The sequence below is a fragment of the Sulfuricurvum sp. genome (assembly GCF_049587615.1).
GTDB lineage: Bacteria > Campylobacterota > Campylobacteria > Campylobacterales > Sulfurimonadaceae > Sulfuricurvum.
The window spans coordinates 154,686-171,287 of sequence record NZ_JBAVEF010000050.1 but is presented as its reverse complement, the minus strand read 5'-3'; the positions used below and the strand labels follow the sequence as shown (position 1 = coordinate 171,287).

The 16,602-nt window shown below is 44.2% G+C and carries 20 protein-coding genes and 1 tRNA gene; 9 read left to right on the top strand and 12 right to left on the bottom strand.

The genetic code is table 11. The annotated features are described in order from the left end of the window. Positions 1-53 precede the first annotated feature (53 nt). The 3 genes from WB308_RS09385 to glmM all read right to left on the bottom strand — a co-directional run bounded on the left by WB308_RS09385 (position 54) and on the right by glmM (position 1,967). Positions 54-129, bottom strand: a tRNA-Val gene (locus WB308_RS09385). Between the two features lie 52 nt (positions 130-181). Further along, positions 182-634 (bottom strand): signal peptidase II, encoded by a 453-nt coding sequence (gene lspA / locus WB308_RS09380; protein WP_424190989.1) that lies wholly within the window; start codon positions 632-634, stop codon positions 182-184. Beyond that, complete coding sequence (gene glmM, locus WB308_RS09375) at positions 627-1,967, bottom strand: phosphoglucosamine mutase (RefSeq protein WP_424190988.1); 1,341 nt, start codon at positions 1,965-1,967, stop codon at positions 627-629. Before glmM ends, lspA begins: the two co-directional genes overlap by 8 nt. Positions 1,968-2,092: 125 nt before the next feature. On the opposite strand from glmM, the gene rpsT reads away from it, so the two are divergent. Both rpsT and prfA read left to right on the top strand, forming a co-directional pair. Further along, positions 2,093-2,359: a 30S ribosomal protein S20 gene (gene rpsT / locus WB308_RS09370; RefSeq protein ID WP_299988519.1), complete on the top strand. Its 267-nt coding sequence runs from the start codon at positions 2,093-2,095 to the stop codon at positions 2,357-2,359. 68 nt (positions 2,360-2,427) lie between these two features. Further along, positions 2,428-3,495 (top strand): peptide chain release factor 1, encoded by a 1,068-nt coding sequence (gene prfA, locus WB308_RS09365; RefSeq protein WP_424190987.1) that lies wholly within the window; start codon positions 2,428-2,430, stop codon positions 3,493-3,495. Positions 3,496-3,783: 288 nt separating this feature from the next. Here the strand turns inward: prfA and dapF are convergent, their stop codons facing one another. From dapF to WB308_RS09350, 3 genes are all read right to left on the bottom strand, one after another. Further along, positions 3,784-4,533, bottom strand: coding sequence for a diaminopimelate epimerase (gene dapF, locus WB308_RS09360; protein WP_424190986.1), 750 nt, complete (start codon positions 4,531-4,533; stop codon positions 3,784-3,786). Positions 4,534-4,710: 177 nt separating this feature from the next. Next, on the bottom strand, positions 4,711-5,319 hold the full coding sequence (gene coaE / locus WB308_RS09355; protein ID WP_424190985.1) for a dephospho-CoA kinase: 609 nt from the start codon (positions 5,317-5,319) through the stop codon (positions 4,711-4,713). A gap of 136 nt (positions 5,320-5,455) precedes the next feature. Further along, a complete protein-coding gene (locus WB308_RS09350; RefSeq protein WP_424190984.1) occupies positions 5,456-6,022 on the bottom strand; it encodes a spermidine synthase in 567 nt (188 codons plus the stop codon). A gap of 145 nt (positions 6,023-6,167) precedes the next feature. Between WB308_RS09350 and WB308_RS09345 the strand changes: the two genes are divergently transcribed. From WB308_RS09345 to WB308_RS09335, 3 genes are all read left to right on the top strand, one after another. Then, entirely contained in the window at positions 6,168-6,371 is a 204-nt protein-coding gene (locus WB308_RS09345) for a phosphoribosylaminoimidazole synthetase (RefSeq protein WP_424190983.1), read from the top strand. A 145-nt stretch (positions 6,372-6,516) separates the two neighbouring features. Continuing rightward, on the top strand, positions 6,517-7,512 hold the full coding sequence (purM, locus tag WB308_RS09340; protein WP_424190982.1) for a phosphoribosylformylglycinamidine cyclo-ligase: 996 nt from the start codon (positions 6,517-6,519) through the stop codon (positions 7,510-7,512). A 100-nt stretch (positions 7,513-7,612) separates the two neighbouring features. Then, positions 7,613-8,053, top strand: a complete 441-nt coding sequence (locus WB308_RS09335) for a heme-binding domain-containing protein (protein WP_424190981.1) — start codon at positions 7,613-7,615, stop codon at positions 8,051-8,053. Positions 8,054-8,086: 33 nt separating this feature from the next. On the opposite strand, the gene ccoG is transcribed toward WB308_RS09335, so the two are convergent. The 5 genes from ccoG to WB308_RS09310 all read right to left on the bottom strand — a co-directional run bounded on the left by ccoG (position 8,087) and on the right by WB308_RS09310 (position 12,431). Next, complete coding sequence (gene ccoG, locus WB308_RS09330; RefSeq protein WP_424190980.1) at positions 8,087-9,526, bottom strand: cytochrome c oxidase accessory protein CcoG; 1,440 nt, start codon at positions 9,524-9,526, stop codon at positions 8,087-8,089. Continuing rightward, the gene (locus tag WB308_RS09325) at positions 9,523-10,185 is read right to left on the bottom strand and encodes a hypothetical protein (protein WP_424190979.1); all 663 of its coding nucleotides are present in this window, start codon (positions 10,183-10,185) and stop codon (positions 9,523-9,525) included. Before WB308_RS09325 ends, ccoG begins: the two co-directional genes overlap by 4 nt. 78 nt (positions 10,186-10,263) lie before the next feature. Next, positions 10,264-11,061 carry a UDP-N-acetylmuramate dehydrogenase gene (locus WB308_RS09320; protein ID WP_424190978.1) on the bottom strand — a complete coding sequence of 266 codons (798 nt, stop codon included), beginning with the start codon at positions 11,059-11,061 and terminating at the stop codon, positions 10,264-10,266. A 149-nt stretch (positions 11,062-11,210) separates the two neighbouring features. Continuing rightward, complete coding sequence (fliQ, locus tag WB308_RS09315) at positions 11,211-11,477, bottom strand: flagellar biosynthesis protein FliQ (RefSeq protein ID WP_424191024.1); 267 nt, start codon at positions 11,475-11,477, stop codon at positions 11,211-11,213. A 99-nt stretch (positions 11,478-11,576) separates the two neighbouring features. Beyond that, a complete protein-coding gene (locus WB308_RS09310; RefSeq protein ID WP_424191023.1) occupies positions 11,577-12,431 on the bottom strand; it encodes a menaquinone biosynthesis family protein in 855 nt (284 codons plus the stop codon). Positions 12,432-12,744: 313 nt separating this feature from the next. Between WB308_RS09310 and recA the strand changes: the two genes are divergently transcribed. From recA to WB308_RS09290, 4 genes are read left to right on the top strand one after another with little or no spacing between them, the layout of a single operon-like run. Next, a complete protein-coding gene (gene recA, locus WB308_RS09305; protein ID WP_424191022.1) occupies positions 12,745-13,782 on the top strand; it encodes a recombinase RecA in 1,038 nt (345 codons plus the stop codon). Next, entirely contained in the window at positions 13,779-15,047 is a 1,269-nt protein-coding gene (eno, locus tag WB308_RS09300) for a phosphopyruvate hydratase (RefSeq protein WP_424190977.1), read from the top strand. The genes recA and eno overlap by 4 nt, the downstream gene beginning before the upstream one ends. Then, positions 15,047-15,331: a hypothetical protein gene (locus tag WB308_RS09295; RefSeq protein ID WP_424190976.1), complete on the top strand. Its 285-nt coding sequence runs from the start codon at positions 15,047-15,049 to the stop codon at positions 15,329-15,331. Before eno ends, WB308_RS09295 begins: the two co-directional genes overlap by 1 nt. 13 nt (positions 15,332-15,344) lie before the next feature. Then, entirely contained in the window at positions 15,345-15,962 is a 618-nt protein-coding gene (locus tag WB308_RS09290) for an AMIN domain-containing protein (RefSeq protein ID WP_424190975.1), read from the top strand. A gap of 50 nt (positions 15,963-16,012) precedes the next feature. On the opposite strand, the gene tpx is transcribed toward WB308_RS09290, so the two are convergent. Next, positions 16,013-16,516 carry a thiol peroxidase gene (gene tpx, locus WB308_RS09285; RefSeq protein WP_424190974.1) on the bottom strand — a complete coding sequence of 168 codons (504 nt, stop codon included), beginning with the start codon at positions 16,514-16,516 and terminating at the stop codon, positions 16,013-16,015. Positions 16,517-16,602: the final 86 nt, after the last annotated feature.

Genomic DNA, 16,602 nt, shown 5'->3' with positions numbered 1-16,602 from the left:
TGTTGATTGGTTTACGATTAAATAAATGAATTTAGCGGAAAATTAAGGGGAAATGGTGGTCCCAACAGGACTCGAACCTGTGACCACTACCTTGTCGAGGTAGTGCTCTACCAACTGAGCTATAAGACCATCCTAGTTAATGCAAGAACGAAATTATAGCCGTGCAGAGGTTAAAAGTCACTTAACCCTTACACGTCTGCGGACGAAAATTTAAAATAAAGAGCCACGCCACCGCAAAATCAATCATTACATCGGCAAAATTAAAGACCGCAAAATTAAATCCGCAATGCCAGTAGACATAATCAACTACCCCGCCATGGATAAAACGATCATAAACATTGGCAAAACCTGCTCCGACCATAATCCCTACGGGGAGGACATAGCACCCCTTTCGAAGCCACAGCGTATAACCAATCACCCCTGCCAAAAGGGCCAGCTGTATCCATTTGAGTGATTCTTCCAAAAAAGCGAACATCGAAAAAGCCACCCCCCGATTGTACACCAAGGTTAAATCGATACAATCGCCATAATGACGGTATCCATCAATAAAAATCCATTTAAGGTTTTGATCAATTAGAAAAATGCCCAATGCGATCGGCACCAAAACCATTAATAAACGAGATATTTTAAGCATTGAGCACTTTCTCGAAAAAACTCACCATCCGCTCCATCGCTTTTTCCATCACTTTGGCGTCTTTCCCTTCGAGCAAAATACGAAGCTTGTTTTCCGTGCCCGAATATCGGATAAGATGGCGCATGTGTGCACCCTCTACCGCTTCGAGTTCTGAAGAAAGCCCTTCAATCTGATCCAGCGGCTTTTTCGTTTTAACTTTAATATTGACCAGTTTTTGAGGATAGAGTTTAAACGGCCGGAGCACTTTACTCGCTTTTTGACCCGATGTGAGCAACAGCGCTAAAATCTGCAATGCACTCACCAGCCCATCACCCGTTTTGGCATAATCGTGCATCACGATATGGCCGCTTTGTTCTCCCCCAAAATTAATTCCCTTTTCACGCATCAGTTCCAAAACATATTTGTCGCCGACATTGGAGCGGAAGAGTTTCAATCCATTTTCATTCATTGTATCTTCAAGAGCCTGATTGCTCATCACCGTAGCAACAATCCCCCCTCCGGAAAGCTGTCCGCTTCGGTGTAAAAAGAGTCCCAATGCTCCTAAAATCTGATCACCGTCCACTTCATCACCGTTTTCATCCACCACAATAAGGCGGTCAGCATCCCCATCAAGTGCCAGCCCGATATCAGCGCGGTATTGCTTCACCGCTTCGCGCAAATCTTTCGTATGAAGCGCGCCACACCCTTCATTAATATTAAACCCGTTCGGTTTGTCGTGCAGCACGATCACTTCGGCACCGAGTTCTTCCAATACAGTCGGCCCCACTTTGTACCCCGCCCCATTGGCGGTATCCAATACAATGCGCAACCCCTGCAGGGTCAGATCACGGCAAAATGAATTTTTGAGCTGTACAATGTAACGGCCGATGACATCATCAATCCGTTTTGCCGAACCGATATTTTTCCCCGTAACCTGCCCCTCATCCAACCGTGCTTTGTCGTGGACAATCGCTTCGATCTGTGCTTCGATCTCTTCGGAAAGTTTATTTCCATGGGCATCGAAAAACTTGATTCCATTATCTTCATACGGGTTGTGACTCGCGGAGATCATAATACCCGCATCACATCGCATATTCTCAGTCAAAAAAGCAATGGCAGGCGTTGGCATAGGGCCAATCTGGACGACATCGTATCCCACCGCCGTCAGACCCGTGACAATCGCATTCTCGATCATATAGCCGCTGCGTCGTGTATCTTTACCGACTAAAATCTTTTTGGTTCGAGCATGGGCACTGAAATAAATTCCTGCCGCCATTGCTACGCGCATTGCCAATTCTGCCGTTAAAAATGAGCCCGCTTCCCCGCGTACCCCATCCGTTCCAAAAAGTTTCATAAAATTTTCTTCCTTTTAAGAATTAGTTTTTCTTTTTTATTTCAGATTCTATAAATTTTAACTTAAATTTAATTCTCTTTAAGGTAGTATTCTACCCTAAAAAAAATTCGACAAGGATAAATGCCATGGCAAACCATAAGTCAGCATTAAAACGTATCCGTCAGACGGAAAAGCGCACTGAGCGTAACCGATTCTATCGCACACGTATTAAAAACATTGTTAAAGCAGTTCGCACTGCTGTTGAAGCCGGAAACAAAGATGAAGCGAAAGCCGCTCTTGTTATCGCTAACGCCAACCTTCATAAATATGTTAGCAAAGGTGTCTTGAAAAAAGAGACTGCTGCACGTAAAGTAAGCCGCCTTCACCTCGCTGTTAACGCTATAGCAGCCTAAATTTTGCCCTAAGGGCAAAATTCCCTTCTGTATTTTTTCTCAAAACGCCTCTCTTTAGGAATATCATCATGTTATCCGACAAACTCACCCCTTTTATCAACCGTTACAACGAATTGACCGAACTTCTCAGTTCTCCCGATATCGGTAATGACATCAAACGTATGACCGATCTCTCAAAAGAGCAATCTTCCATTCAAGCAATTGTCACCAAAGCAACCGAGTATAAAAAACTCCTCGAAGATATCGAAGAAAACAAATCTCTGGCCTTTGATGCTGAACTCGGCGAACTTGCAAAAGAAGAGTTGAGAGCATTAGAACCCCTGATTGAACCGCTCGAAGATGAGATAAAAAAGCTCCTCATTCCTGCCGATCCGAATGACAAACGCAATATTTATATAGAGCTTCGTGCCGGTACGGGCGGAGATGAAGCGGCGATTTTCGTAGGCGATTTGTTTAACGCCTATGTCCGCTACGCCGATGTCAAAGGGTGGAAAATCGAGTTGATGAGCAGCAGCCCCTCCGATGCCGGAGGATACAAAGAAATCATCGCCCTCATCAAAGGGGAGCAGGTCTATTCACGCCTAAAATACGAGGCGGGAACCCACCGTGTACAGCGTGTCCCGGCGACCGAGTCCCAAGGGCGGGTTCATACCTCGGCTATCACCGTTGCCGTCATGCCTGAAGTCGATGATGTTGAGGTCGTTATCAATGAAAATGATCTCAAAATCGACGTAATGCGCTCAAGTGGTTCAGGTGGTCAAAGTGTCAATACCACCGACTCCGCCGTACGGATTACCCATATCCCTACCGGAATCGTCGTCACCAACCAAGATCAAAAATCGCAGCACAAAAATAAAGATAAAGCGATGCAAATTCTCAAAGCGCGTATCTACGAAATGCAGATCGAAGAGGCAAAAGTCAAAGAGATGTCGGAGCGTAAAGAGCAGGTAGGAACAGGAGATCGCTCAGGGCGTATCCGTACCTACAACTACCCTCAAAACCGTATCTCCGATCACCGCATCACCCTCACCCTCTATCGTCTTGAAGAGATTATGCAGGGGGGATTGATGGATGATATTATCGATCCCCTTATCGCTGATGCTCAGGCACAGATTATGGAGAGAGCGGGTCTATAACTTCTCTCTACTTTTCTTTTTAGCAAGAAAAGTAGCAAAAGAGCATACCGTGATCCAAGAACGCTCGTTCCTCTCGGCACTACTGCCAACGGAGCGGCTCTAGGATTTGGATCACGGAGATTTGTTTATCCATTTTCGCATACGCGAAAATTATGCAAATAAAATGTTTTGCCCTCACACCACACCAAGAGCAAGGTCGCGTGCCGTAGGGCAAACGCGTACCGCCAGCGTTCTGGTGTGAGGGCGATTTTCTTTTGTTTCTTTTCTTATGAAAAAGAAAAGAAAGTACTAATTTCTCCAAGTGGTCTCAAAAACCCCTTTGACTTCCCCTTTGAACGTAATCGTCCCCTCATCAAGTCCCAAATAAAGAGTCTCTCCGCTTTTCGGATAAACACGCGCATTGTCCGCAACCAAATTTTCAATCGATGCACGATAAAAACACGCCGCCATCCCTGTTCCGCACGCTAACGTCTCATCTTCAACCCCACGCTCATACGTACGAACACGAATCGATCCATTGCTCTCGACATAAGCAATATTGACATTAGCATTGTATTTGTGACGAAGTTCTCTCGCCATCGCAATATCAAAATGATCCATACCGGCATCAAAAGTCACGAGATGAGGAACACCCGTATCGATGAGCCACCATCTCATTTCATGCTCTGAAATGGCATCATTGATAACTATCGGCGGGGTCAAATCACTTTGAACCATATCACCCTCTACAGCGGCTTTTATCACCCCCGCACCCGTTAAAAACTCCATTTGCGCATTTGCCAAACCAAAACGATGGGCATAATGGGCGCATGCACGGCTTCCGTTACCGCACATCGATGCGGTCGAACCGTCGGCATTGTAAAACTCCCACTCGAAATCATGCTGTTCATGGGGAATAAGAACAATCAGACCATCCGCACCGATCCCGTTTTGACGATCACACAGAGTTCGTGCAAGCCCCGATCGATCCGCTCCATGAAAAGCATGAAAAATAACAAAATCGTTACCGCTGGCGCAGTATTTGGCGATTTGAAGCATAATAATCCTTTTAGCTGGATTCCCGCGTAGGCGGGAATGACGAATAGTATATTATATAAAAATAATCCCTCGAATCACATAGAGCCATTTTTTTGGCATACCTGCCAAAATAAAAGTAGCGTTCATGAGAGGGATGAGCTTCTTTTGTTTCTTTTCTTTGCGGTAAAGAAAAGAAAATTAAACCTTAGGAGCGGGATAGAGTAATTTAATAGTATCGACAAACTGTTCACATTCGCGTTGCAAATGTTTGAGATTGGATGAGTTATCAATCACCCATGTTGCGCGGTTTTTTTTCTCCTCGATATCCATCTGACTCTCGATGCGGCGCAATGACTCCTCTTCCGAAAAACCGTTCCGTTTCATGAACCGTTCCAGCTGAAGTGTTTTGGGGGTATAAACGACCACAGAATTTTTAATCGGGTACGACAATGTCTCAAAAAAGAGGGGGATATCGATCAAATACGGGTATTTGAGGCGGTCTTGTTTTTCACTTTGTTCTTCGATAGCGGCACGAATTTTAGGGTGAAGGAAGTCTTCCAGCTCTTTTTTCGCTTCGGGATCGGCAAAAATCTTTTTTCCCAGCAGGGGACGATTCACTTTGGAACCGTTGCTGATGAATTCCGTACCGAAGTGTTCCGCCACCCAAGAACTGTTCTCATCCAAAATACGGTGGGCTATCGTATCCGCATCGATGATCCGAAGACCGTTCAATCCCAACAGTGAAGCGACGGTACTCTTCCCCGTCGCTATCCCCCCCGTAAGTGCTATGGCATATTCAAAAGCCATAAAAATCTCGATATTTTTTTAGTGTTTGAGCGCGGTCCACTGCGCGTGGGCTCTCCGCCGAGGAGAACTTAGTGTTAGCGTAGCTATCGGGACGAGTTCCGATGGCGTGATAAAAAAGATGGTATTCGAACGCCATTTAGTTACGGATAATGCCCAAATAATTTTTGCGAACATACTGCGGCATCGCGAAGGCAGCGATATGAACATCACAGTTGTAGTATTGGTGCCCTTCAAGTAAATCGCTACGTTGTAAAATCAAATCGGCCGTCGGATGATACTCTTTGGAACAGAGCAATAGCGTAGAACCGTCTTCAAGATGGTACGGCATAATAATTTTGAAATAATTCCCTAAAATCTGCATAAGTTGGGTATTCGCCTCAATATCATCCAGATTCGGATGAGCCATTACTACAAGGGCATCGTCTTTCAACACACGATTAAGATGGGCCAATACCGCACTATCGCTATTCACTGCATCAATCATCGCTACATCAATACTTTTATCTGCTCTATCACGCAAAGAACCGAGCAGATCATCACTACTTATAGCCAGTGATTCAATATGACGGTAACGCCCAAGCTCTCCTTGAAGTGGCTCGCTGTTCTGACTTGCGACCAAAACGGTATGTGGATTTTTATGGGTACACATAGAAACATGGACCATCATTTCTGGATAAATAAACGTTTTCATCAGTGTAGGCATCTCTTTTTGTAGGAATTTTTGAGCGATTGTAACACGCAGAGATTAAAAGGGTTTGAATATTCCATTTATACTTAGAGGTTAAAGGTTAACCTATCGTGTTTTGATATAATTTTAACCAATTATTTCTATAAATTGAGGAGTGCCTGTGTGTGCTGAAAAAATTCAACGTTTTTTAATGGCAATTGTATTGACCCTTACGATGGTTCTGTTTGCTAGCGGACAGATGCAGTGGGGAGTCATCCTACAAACCTTAGTTATTGTCATGGTTGTCGTATGGGCGCTCACCGATTTTTGCCCTTCGTTGTGGATTTTCAAAAAAGTTTTTGGGAAATGTCCTCAAAAAGACTAACCCCTAAATTTCTCCTAACCACTCTTTCGTTATAATTCTCTTATTATTTAATGAATGCCCAAGGAAGTAATTCCTTGAGGCGGAGTTAACACTATGTTTCCTTCACCAGGAAGCTTGCCTTTTACATTTAAAGATGAGGAATCCCATGAGCCAAATCAGCTACAAAGATGCCGGTGTCGATATCGATGCAGGTAACAGTTTTGTCGAAAACATCAAACCACTCGTTAAATCAACCGCTATTCCAGGTGTTTTAGGGGGAATCGGCTCGTTTGCCGGTGCGTTTGAACTTCCTGCAGGTTATCGCGAACCGGTAATGCTCGCTGCAACCGATGGGGTAGGGACGAAACTCAAACTCGCGATTGATTCGGGTATCCATAATACCGTAGGGATCGATCTGGTCGCAATGTGTGTCAATGATCTTATCTGTAATTTTGGAACCCCTTCATTTTTCCTCGACTATTATGCGACCGGGAAACTTGATGTAACTGCCGCAACGGCCGTTGTCAGCGGTATCGCGGAAGGGTGCCGTCAAGCCGAATGCGCATTGATCGGCGGTGAAACGGCAGAGATGCCGGGAATGTATCACTCAGACGATTATGACCTGGCTGGATTTGCCGTCGGTATCGGTGAGAAAAGCGAACTCGACCGCTCTGATAAAGTTCAATCCGGAGATATCCTCATCGCCCTTCCAAGCTCAGGATTGCACTCCAACGGTTTTTCATTAGCACGAAAAGTATTGTTTGAAAAAATGGGGATGAAATTCGATGACGAGTTCGAAGGGAAACCTTTGATTGAGACTCTTTTGACTCCGACCCGCATCTACGTCAAAACATTTAAAGCGCTCAAAGATAAAATCCAAGCCCTCGCCCACATCACCGGTGGCGGAATTGTTGAAAATTTCCCTCGTGTTCTCCCGGAGGGATTACGTGCGGTAATCACGGAATCCTCTATCCGTGTATTACCGATCTTCGAATTGATCGGTCAGCATGTCGAGCGTGCAGAGATGTTCCGCGCTTTCAATATGGGAGTTGGAATGATCCTCGTCGTGAAAGAAGCTGATGTCGCAGACGTATTGGCATCGACGGATGGATATGTTATCGGTCATCTTGAAGCCGGGAAACGCGAAGCGGTACTCGTTTAAGTTCTTCTCTCCGCTTCGGCGGATATCCATCACCCTCACCCTGTTAATCTTTTTAATCTATTTTTACATTATGATATTCTTTTAATTTAAAGGATTCATCATGAAACTCAAAATTGCTGGAGCTTTAGCCGTCGCTGCCATCGCTATTCAATTTATCCCTTACGGAAAAGAGCATACCAATCCTCCGGTTGCAAGTGAGCCGCAATGGGATTCACCCCGTACACAAGCACTCTTCAATCGAGCCTGTGCAGATTGCCACTCCAATGAAACCAAGTACCCGTGGTACAGCCGCATTGCGCCAGTATCATGGCTCGTAGCCCATGACATCGAAGAGGGACGAGAACATTTTAATGTCTCAGCATGGGGTTCCCAAAAGAAAAATGAGGGTGAAGATGCCGCTAAAGAGGTGCGTGAGGGTGAAATGCCGATGTGGTTCTATACTATTCCTCATCCTGAGGCTAAACTCAGCGCTGCAGAGAAACAAGAGCTTATCATCGGTTTGGAAAAAACGTTTGGAAAAGAAGAAGCGGCAGAAAAATAAGGATAAGGCAATCGGAACGAATTCCGATTGCGTTTATTTAAGCTGATCCGCGCGAGGGAAGGTAAAAGTTGATTGGCGTGAAACCGCCACTTTCTCTTTTGCATCAACGGCATACGCATTGATGGTAATGGGGATAACGGTATCTTTCCGCTCATCGTTGACCAGTACCTCATCGGTATAAAGGACAACTACTTTTTTCTTAACGACCCCCGGTTTTACTTTAAACGGTTTTTCCGGTTGAGCGATTTTGATTTTTCCTTCCATTCCTGCCGGTGCAACAATGTCAAAATAATATTCATGATCTTCATTTAACGTATTTTGCAATAAAAAAGTATAAGCGTTATCTACTTGCACCTTCCCTTCGTCATTGGTATGAATCGAATACAAACGGTTTTCTTTGTTGATATTGAGGAGCATGTACTCTTTTTTGCTTCCCATCATCCCTAAAATAACACTGACAATAATCAAGATGGCGATATAGCCCAAAATTTTTGGACGAAGATAATGGGTTTTGCCTTTCATAAACAGCGTCTCTTTTTCACTTGACCACTCTACAAGACTCGGTTTACCGAGTTTTCCCATCACTTCCGTACACGCATCGACGCATTCGAGACAGTTGATACACTCCAACTGCAATCCTTTACGGATATCAATATGGGTCGGACACACCGTCACACAACTCTCACATGTCGTACACTCCGCATGACTATTCACGGCAAGGAGATCTTTTTGTTTCGTAAACATTTTTGATTTATGTTCATCATAAATATCTCCGCCGCGATTTGGATTATAAATCGCCATAACGGTATCATCATCATACAAAACCGATTGAATGCGTGAATAAGGACAAACATAAACACAAAAGTTCTCTTTCAAGAAAATAACGTCATAGACCAAAAACAGTACGGTCCCTAAAATCGTCCCTACCAGGACCGTATGTTCCATCGGATTTTGAATATAGGCCAAGAAATCTTCCGGCGGTACAAAATACCACATCAAATCAGCCGCCGCGATAAAGGATAATCCTGTCCATAGTAAAATCGCCACAAGACGTTTAACCTTGTTTTCAAACTTTGAATAATCGGGCTCTTCTTGTTTATTTTTGATCCGCTTACGCATCCCTAAAAGTTTCGTTTCGATTAAATCACGGTAAACGACACGGAAGATAGTTTGAGGACACATCCATCCGCAAAAAACCCGTCCGCCCAATACGGTGATACCAAAGATACCTATGAAAAGGATCATCAGCAAAAACGGCATCAAATAAAGCTCTTGCATATCAAACTGAATAAACATCAGATGAAGTTTCAGTTTATCAAAACTGAGCAAGAAGAGGTGATTCCCATCAATGGTAATCCACGGGATCACCAACGATAAAATAGTTATCAGCCCATAAAACCAATACCGTTTAATCCGCCAAGGGGTCCACCCTGACAAATACTCTTTCCCCTTCGGGGTTGCTTCATTACTCATATATTCTCCCTCATCTTTGATTCATCAATCGGACATCGAATGGTCCCAATCACTGTTGCTTCCGCATCTGCATCATCTCCGATACCGATTACGCCGCTAACCACCTCTTTAAGCTCACGCGATTCTATATAGTCTTTGAGCGAGCTTCGACTCACCCCTAGGACCCGTGCAATTTCACTTACACTTTTTCTTTTCTTCAATAAATCGATAATGTGTTCCAAGTGAATATCGAATTTGGATGAGGATTTAGAACCGCGCGGACGTCCGATCCCTTTTTTAGCATCATCTTGGAGTACCTGACGGAGCTGATCGATAAGACCTAAAACAACCATTGTATCACTTTTACGGTCGATTATCACGCCCGGTTTGACAAAATGGATCGTATTGTTATTTTTAAGGAGGCAGCTAAACATTTGAACGACATCCTCGATATAACTGCTTAAGGTCCATGTGTCATAAATGATCAACGTATCCCCATCCAGTGAACGAAAAAACCGAACCACTTCATGACGATCTAGCAACCGTTTATTTTGAGACGTTTGATCCACCAGCTCTTCGTGAATTGCAATCCCTTTTTGATCAGCATAACCGTTGATTAATTTAAGCTGTTCATACACACCATCGAAATCTTTATCGGGACGGATATAACTAACAGTCATTGTATGTTTAAATCCTTTTCAATTTTCAGTTTCATCGTCATTTTAACCAACAATGACGACTAAAGTCAATAGAAACGATTATTTTTTCGTCATAATGTCTTGATCAATAATGACAACTTCACACTGTAAATCGATATTAAACTCTTTTTTTACCCGTGTTTGTGCTTCATGTATAAGGCTCAATGCATCCGCATACGTTCCGCCGCCGGTATTGACGAGAAAATTGGCATGTACTTCGCTAAATGCCATCGCACCCACCCGCTTACCTTTTAATCCTACCGCTTCGATAAGCCGCCCTGCATAATCACCCGGCGGGTTCTTGAAACAGCTCCCTGCACTGGGATCATTGGGCTGATTGGAACGCATCTGATTGAACATCTCATATCGTTCTACGCAATACCCTTTTTGCACTTCAAAAACCGCTTCAAATACCACTTCATTAATCGACGTTTTGCGATAACCGTATTCGATCTCGCTTTTTTGTTTCCAGCCGCTTTGGGTACGAATAGCGATCAGATGGTTGAATATCTCATATTCCTTAAGACCTGCATTCATCTTGAGCATACCCCCAACCGTTCCGGGGAGCTTGGAAAGATACTCGAAGTTGGCAATGTCATGTTTTTTACAAAAGGAGACAACCCTCCCTCCCGGAGTGGCCGCACCGATATGAAGACCGTCGCTTTCAAGAGTGATAAAATCGTACTCTTTGGAAAGGATCATGAGCGGCGGCGGTGTAGGGGAGACGAGGACGTTATTGGCGGAACCGACGATAAAATGTCCTTCGGGGACACTATTGTTTTCGATCAAGGCAACCTCGACAACCGGACCGATCCGAATGGAACTGAATTTAGAAAAATCGATTGTTTTTGTCTTCATGAGTGACCTTACGCACTTGTGTGTTTATAGATGCTAAAAAAATGAATTGTCTTTCGTCATTCCCGCGAAAGCCGGCATGGTGCCCCTTGCAGGCAGAACGCAGAGTAAGCGTAACTGTCTCAGGATAAGTTCCGATGGCGTATCAAACGTTACTGAGCAAACGTCGGAATCATATTAAATATACGGACCGTAAAATCTTGCATCTCATTCATCATCCATGGCATGGTGAGGATAATAACAACAATAATACCGATGATTTTCGGGATGAAGCTAAGGGTCATCTCATTAATTTGCGTCGTTGCCTGAAAAATACTCACCGCAAGTCCCAAAAACATCCCGACCAATAATGCCGGAAGAGCAAGAATCAACGCGATTTTAAACGTTTCGATCCCAAGCCCGATCAATTCCGACTGCATCATAATGATTTCCTTACGCCATCGGAACGGGTCCCGATGACTTCTCTAACGCTGTGTTCTCTTCGGCAGAGAGCCCATGTGCAGTAAACCGCACTCATTTTAACTATACCTCAATTCGTTGTATTCCAAAGGGATCATAAAGTCTCTCGGATCGATCTTTGTGTCAAAAAAACCGTGTTTGTACCCTAAATCAAAAAGGAGATCAATTGCTCTATACTGGGTTTCACTAAGGGTAATAGATTCATCGTTGGCATACAGTTCGAGATATTTCTCCAACGTCGGCGCATCGATACGGACAAGATTGCGCTCCATCAACATTTTAGAGAGATTCTCTTTGTGATCTCGCGCAATCTGTACCGCTTTGGTCAATAGATTTTCATACATAATGGCTGACGTCAGGGGCAAAGAGCGGCGAATCGCCATCCCCCCAAGCGGGAGCGGAAGGTCCCCTCCTGAGAGTTCACACCATACATCCCACAGCTCACGTTCAACCTCAAGCGATTCATCATATCCCAAAATAGATTCATGGATCAACACCCCTGCATCCACTACGCAATCCAATACCGCTTGTTCAATCTCTAGGAAATTCATGTAAACAATTTTTGCCTCTGGATAAGCAATCCGAAAAAGGAGGGCGTTGGTGGTAAATTTGCCGCTCAGGGCAACTTTAAACCTTTTTTTGAGAACCGTTTCTTTTTTCCGTATCAATTTAGGACCATACCCTTGTCCGAAACTCACAGCGGTTCGAAGCAATGCATAATCGTTCCGGATATGGGGATAAAGTCCGAAGCTGATGGCAGTGATATCGTACGTCCCTTTTAGCGCTTCGGTGTTAAGAGTTTCAATATCCAATGCAATATTGTCAAACTGAATATTATTTTGCCCCACCCATCCGAATTTGATCGCATAATACATAAAAATGTCATCGGCATCGGGAGAGTGGGCTATCACCATATTTTTCACTAAAAATCCTATTTCTAATCTGATGTTACGCACTTTCTGGTCATAGCCCATAAAATGGCAGGGACAAAAATGTCCCTACAACCCCCTAAAGTTACCCGCATCTTTAGGATACGGGAGAATTATGGTGTGCAAGGTCAGTTATTCATGACAAATCAATTAAATTTTAACCAAATAACGCTAAAATATCTCTATTCCAGAATGCGAATTATTAATATTTCATTTTGTCATATTTTTAAAATATATTTCATTTTGTCATATTATGACGCAATTTTAAAACACTTTAGTCTCAGGAGAGCACCGCATGATGGATCCAAATAAACTCAAATCGCTTGAACTCGCGATGAAGCAAATCGATAAAACGTTCGGAAAAGGGACGTTGATGCGTTTGGGTGACAAAGAAATAGAGCCGATCAACGCTATCAGCACCGGATCGATCGGACTGGATTTAGCCCTTGGAATCGGCGGTGTACCCGAAGGCCGCGTTATCGAAATCTATGGACCGGAGAGTTCAGGGAAAACGACACTCAGTCTCCAAATTACGGCAGAATGTCAAAAAAATGGCGGGATTTGTGCTTTTATTGATGCGGAACACGCACTCGATATCGGATACGCTAAAAACCTCGGCGTTGATGTCGAAAATCTCCTTGTTTCTCAACCCGATTACGGTGAACAAGCACTGGACATCGTTGAAACCATCGTACGAAGCGGGGCGGTTGATTTGATCGTTATCGACTCCGTTGCGGCATTGACTCCAAAAGTGGAGATCGAAGGGGAGATGAACGACCAACAAGTGGGAGTTCAAGCACGGCTTATGTCGAAGGCATTGCGTAAACTGACCGGTATCATGCACAAAATGAACTGTACGATCATCTTTATCAATCAAATCCGTATGAAAATCGGAACGATGGGATACGGTTCACCCGAAACAACAACCGGAGGAAATGCGTTAAAATTCTACGCATCCGTCCGTATCGATGTTCGTAAAATTGCTACCCTTAAGCAAGGTGAGAGCCAAATCGGTAACCGCGTTAAAGCAAAAGTCATTAAAAATAAAGTGGCACCGCCGTTTCGTCAAGCAGAATTTGATATCATGTTTGGCGAAGGGATCTCCAAAGAGGGAGAACTTGTCGATTACGGTGTCAAACTCGATATTATCGATAAAAGTGGTGCATGGTTCAGTTTCGAGGATACAAAACTGGGACAAGGGCGTGAAAACGTCAAGCAAAAATTCAAAGACGAGCCGGAATTGGCTCGTAAAGTCGAAGAAAAAATTAAATCCGCCATGGGTGTCTCCGGCATCATAGCGATGGATGAATCTGAAATGAGTGAGGTAGATGAATGATTTTTATTGATGAAGTAAGTGCAATCGAAGTAATGGATTCTCGCGGGAATCCTACCGTAAAAGCAACAGTGCAGTTGAGCGATGGAACACGCGAAAGTGCAATCGTTCCGAGTGGGGCCAGTACCGGTAAACGTGAAGCGTTAGAATTGCGTGATGGCGATGCCCGTTATATGGGTAAAGGTGTTCTTAAAGCCGTTGAGAATGTGAACTCTCAAATTTCCGATGCGATCATGGGCCTTAGTCCGTTTAACCAGGCAATGGTGGATGCAGTGATGAAAGAGCTTGACGGTACCGAAAATTACGGCAACCTTGGTGCAAATGCCGTTCTCGGTGTATCCATGGCGGTGGCACGTGCCGCGTCAAAAAGTCTCGGCATTCCTTTGTATCGATACCTCGGCGGGGCCAACGCGATGGTCCTTCCGGTTCCGATGCTCAACATCATCAACGGCGGAAGCCATGCTGACAACAGCGTCGATTTCCAAGAATACATGATTATGCCGGTTGGATTTAACGATTTTTCAGATGGGCTCCGCGCATCGGCAGAGGTGTATCATAACCTCAAAAAAATTCTTAAAGAGCGTGGTGCCAATACGGCACTGGGAGATGAGGGTGGATTTGCACCGGATTTGAGTTCAAACGAAGAACCGATCCAGGTGATCATGGAAGCGATCGCCGCTGCGGGATACAAAGCAGGTGAACAAATCGCCATTGCCCTTGATGTTGCGGCATCTGAACTCGTTACTGAAGGAGGCTATCGTCTCGATTCCGAAAACAGAACCGTTACCTCTGAACAATTGGTCGATTATTATGCTGATCTTTGTGCTAAATACCCTATCGTTTCAATCGAAGACGGTTTGAGTGAAGACGACTGGGCCGGATGGAAAGTTCTTACGGAACGTTTGGGTTCCAAAGTTCAACTGGTCGGAGATGATTTGTTCGTCACCAATGCCAATATCTTAGCAGAAGGGATCGAAAAAGGGATTGCGAATGCGATTTTGATCAAACCGAATCAAATCGGATCGGTATCGGAAACGATGTTGACTGTCCGTTTAGCACAGCGTAACGGATACAAATGCGTTATGTCTCACCGTTCGGGTGAGAGCGAAGATGCATTCATCGCCGATTTCGCCGTAGCACTTAACTGCGGGGAGATCAAAACCGGATCAACTGCACGAGGTGAGCGTACCGCTAAATACAACCGCCTTCTCGAAATTGAAACCGAAGTAATGTACGGCGAATACCTAGGGAGTGCTCTCTTTAACTAATGCAATACGATGATCAACAACTGCTCGGGGAGGAAAAAGAGAGCTTAAGTGAACGTTATTTCGGTCTCTCAACGCAGAAATTTTTCCTTGCCTCAGGCATTGTCCTCGTCGTCGGTATTTATATGGGATTCATCTTTTTCGGGAACAACTCACTGAGTGTTCTCCTTGATTTGGAAGAACACCAAAATTATCTTATCGAAGATATTGAGCGGCTTAAAACTGAAAATGCCGCTTTGCAAAAGCAGTACTTTGAGCTAAAAGAGCTTGATGCTGATTCACAGTAATGATGGGAGATTCATGAAACGCTCGCTCTTCCTCTCACTTGTACTCCTTACCCCCTTACTTGCTCGTGAAAACCCTTTCTTTGCTGCTGATCCGTACAAATCTCAAAAAGTGACGTCCAATATTCCGGACACCAAGCCGAAAATGAGCAGTATCAGCTATCCCCTTCCCGATCAGGCCCGCATTTTAAAAGAGGTCACATTTACGATTCAGAATCTTGATGGAAGTATCGAAAGCCGAAAAGTCGATATTGATCAAACTATCGATTGGCACCGTCCGATTACACTATCACAGTCCAAAGGAAGCACCCCTGAAAAATTTGCCGGAAACACTAACCATTCCGGTGCCGATTTTGGATTTATACACTTCAGTGCCGAAGGGAAACGGCTGAGTATTAAAACAGGCGATCCGCTGGTGCGCCATTTTACATTGAGTGATCCGAATCGGATTATTTTGGATTTCAAACGTGAGGCAGTTTTTAAATCCATACGAAAAAATCTCGGTTCTGCTCCCTATCTCCATGTATCTTTGGAAAATCATGGTAAATTTGCCCGCGCAACGATTACACTGGACGGTCGCTATGGGTATGCTTTAAATAAAACAGGTGGATTAATCAGTATTACGTGTAAGTAGAGTGACATGTGAAAGAAATTTTTCCCCTCTCTGAGGAGAGGAAAGAGAGATTATTTTACGGCAGCCAATGCAGCTTCGTAGTTTGGCTCTTCTGTAATTTCAGGAACGATCTCTTTGTATGTTACGATCCCTTCTTCGTTTACTGCGAAAATTGCGCGGCATGTTACACCAGCAAGAACTGAACCACCAAGCAATACACCGTACGCGTTTGCGAAATCTTTGTTACGGAAGTCAGAACATACTGTCAAGTTATCGATACCTTCAGCTTGGCAAAAACGGCCAGCAGCAAACGGCAAGTCCAAAGATACGATAGTCGGTTTAACCCCTTCCATTCCAGCAGCTTTAGCATTGAAGTTACGAGTTTCAGCAGCACATACGCCTGTATCCAATGAAGGAACAACGATGATAAGTTGTTTAACACCCTGAGCTCCACCTACTACTACGTCACCCAAACCAGCTGAATTAACAACGGTTACTTCCGGTGCTTTATCGCCAACATTAACTTGGTTTCCGAGAAGTTCTACGTCTGTACCTTTGAATTTTGTAGTTGCCATTTTGGCTCCTTATTTTAGTTTGTTTTGTTTGATGGGAGAAGTATATTTTAAATCGGATAATTCGACTCTGAATTATGAAAGAGGTG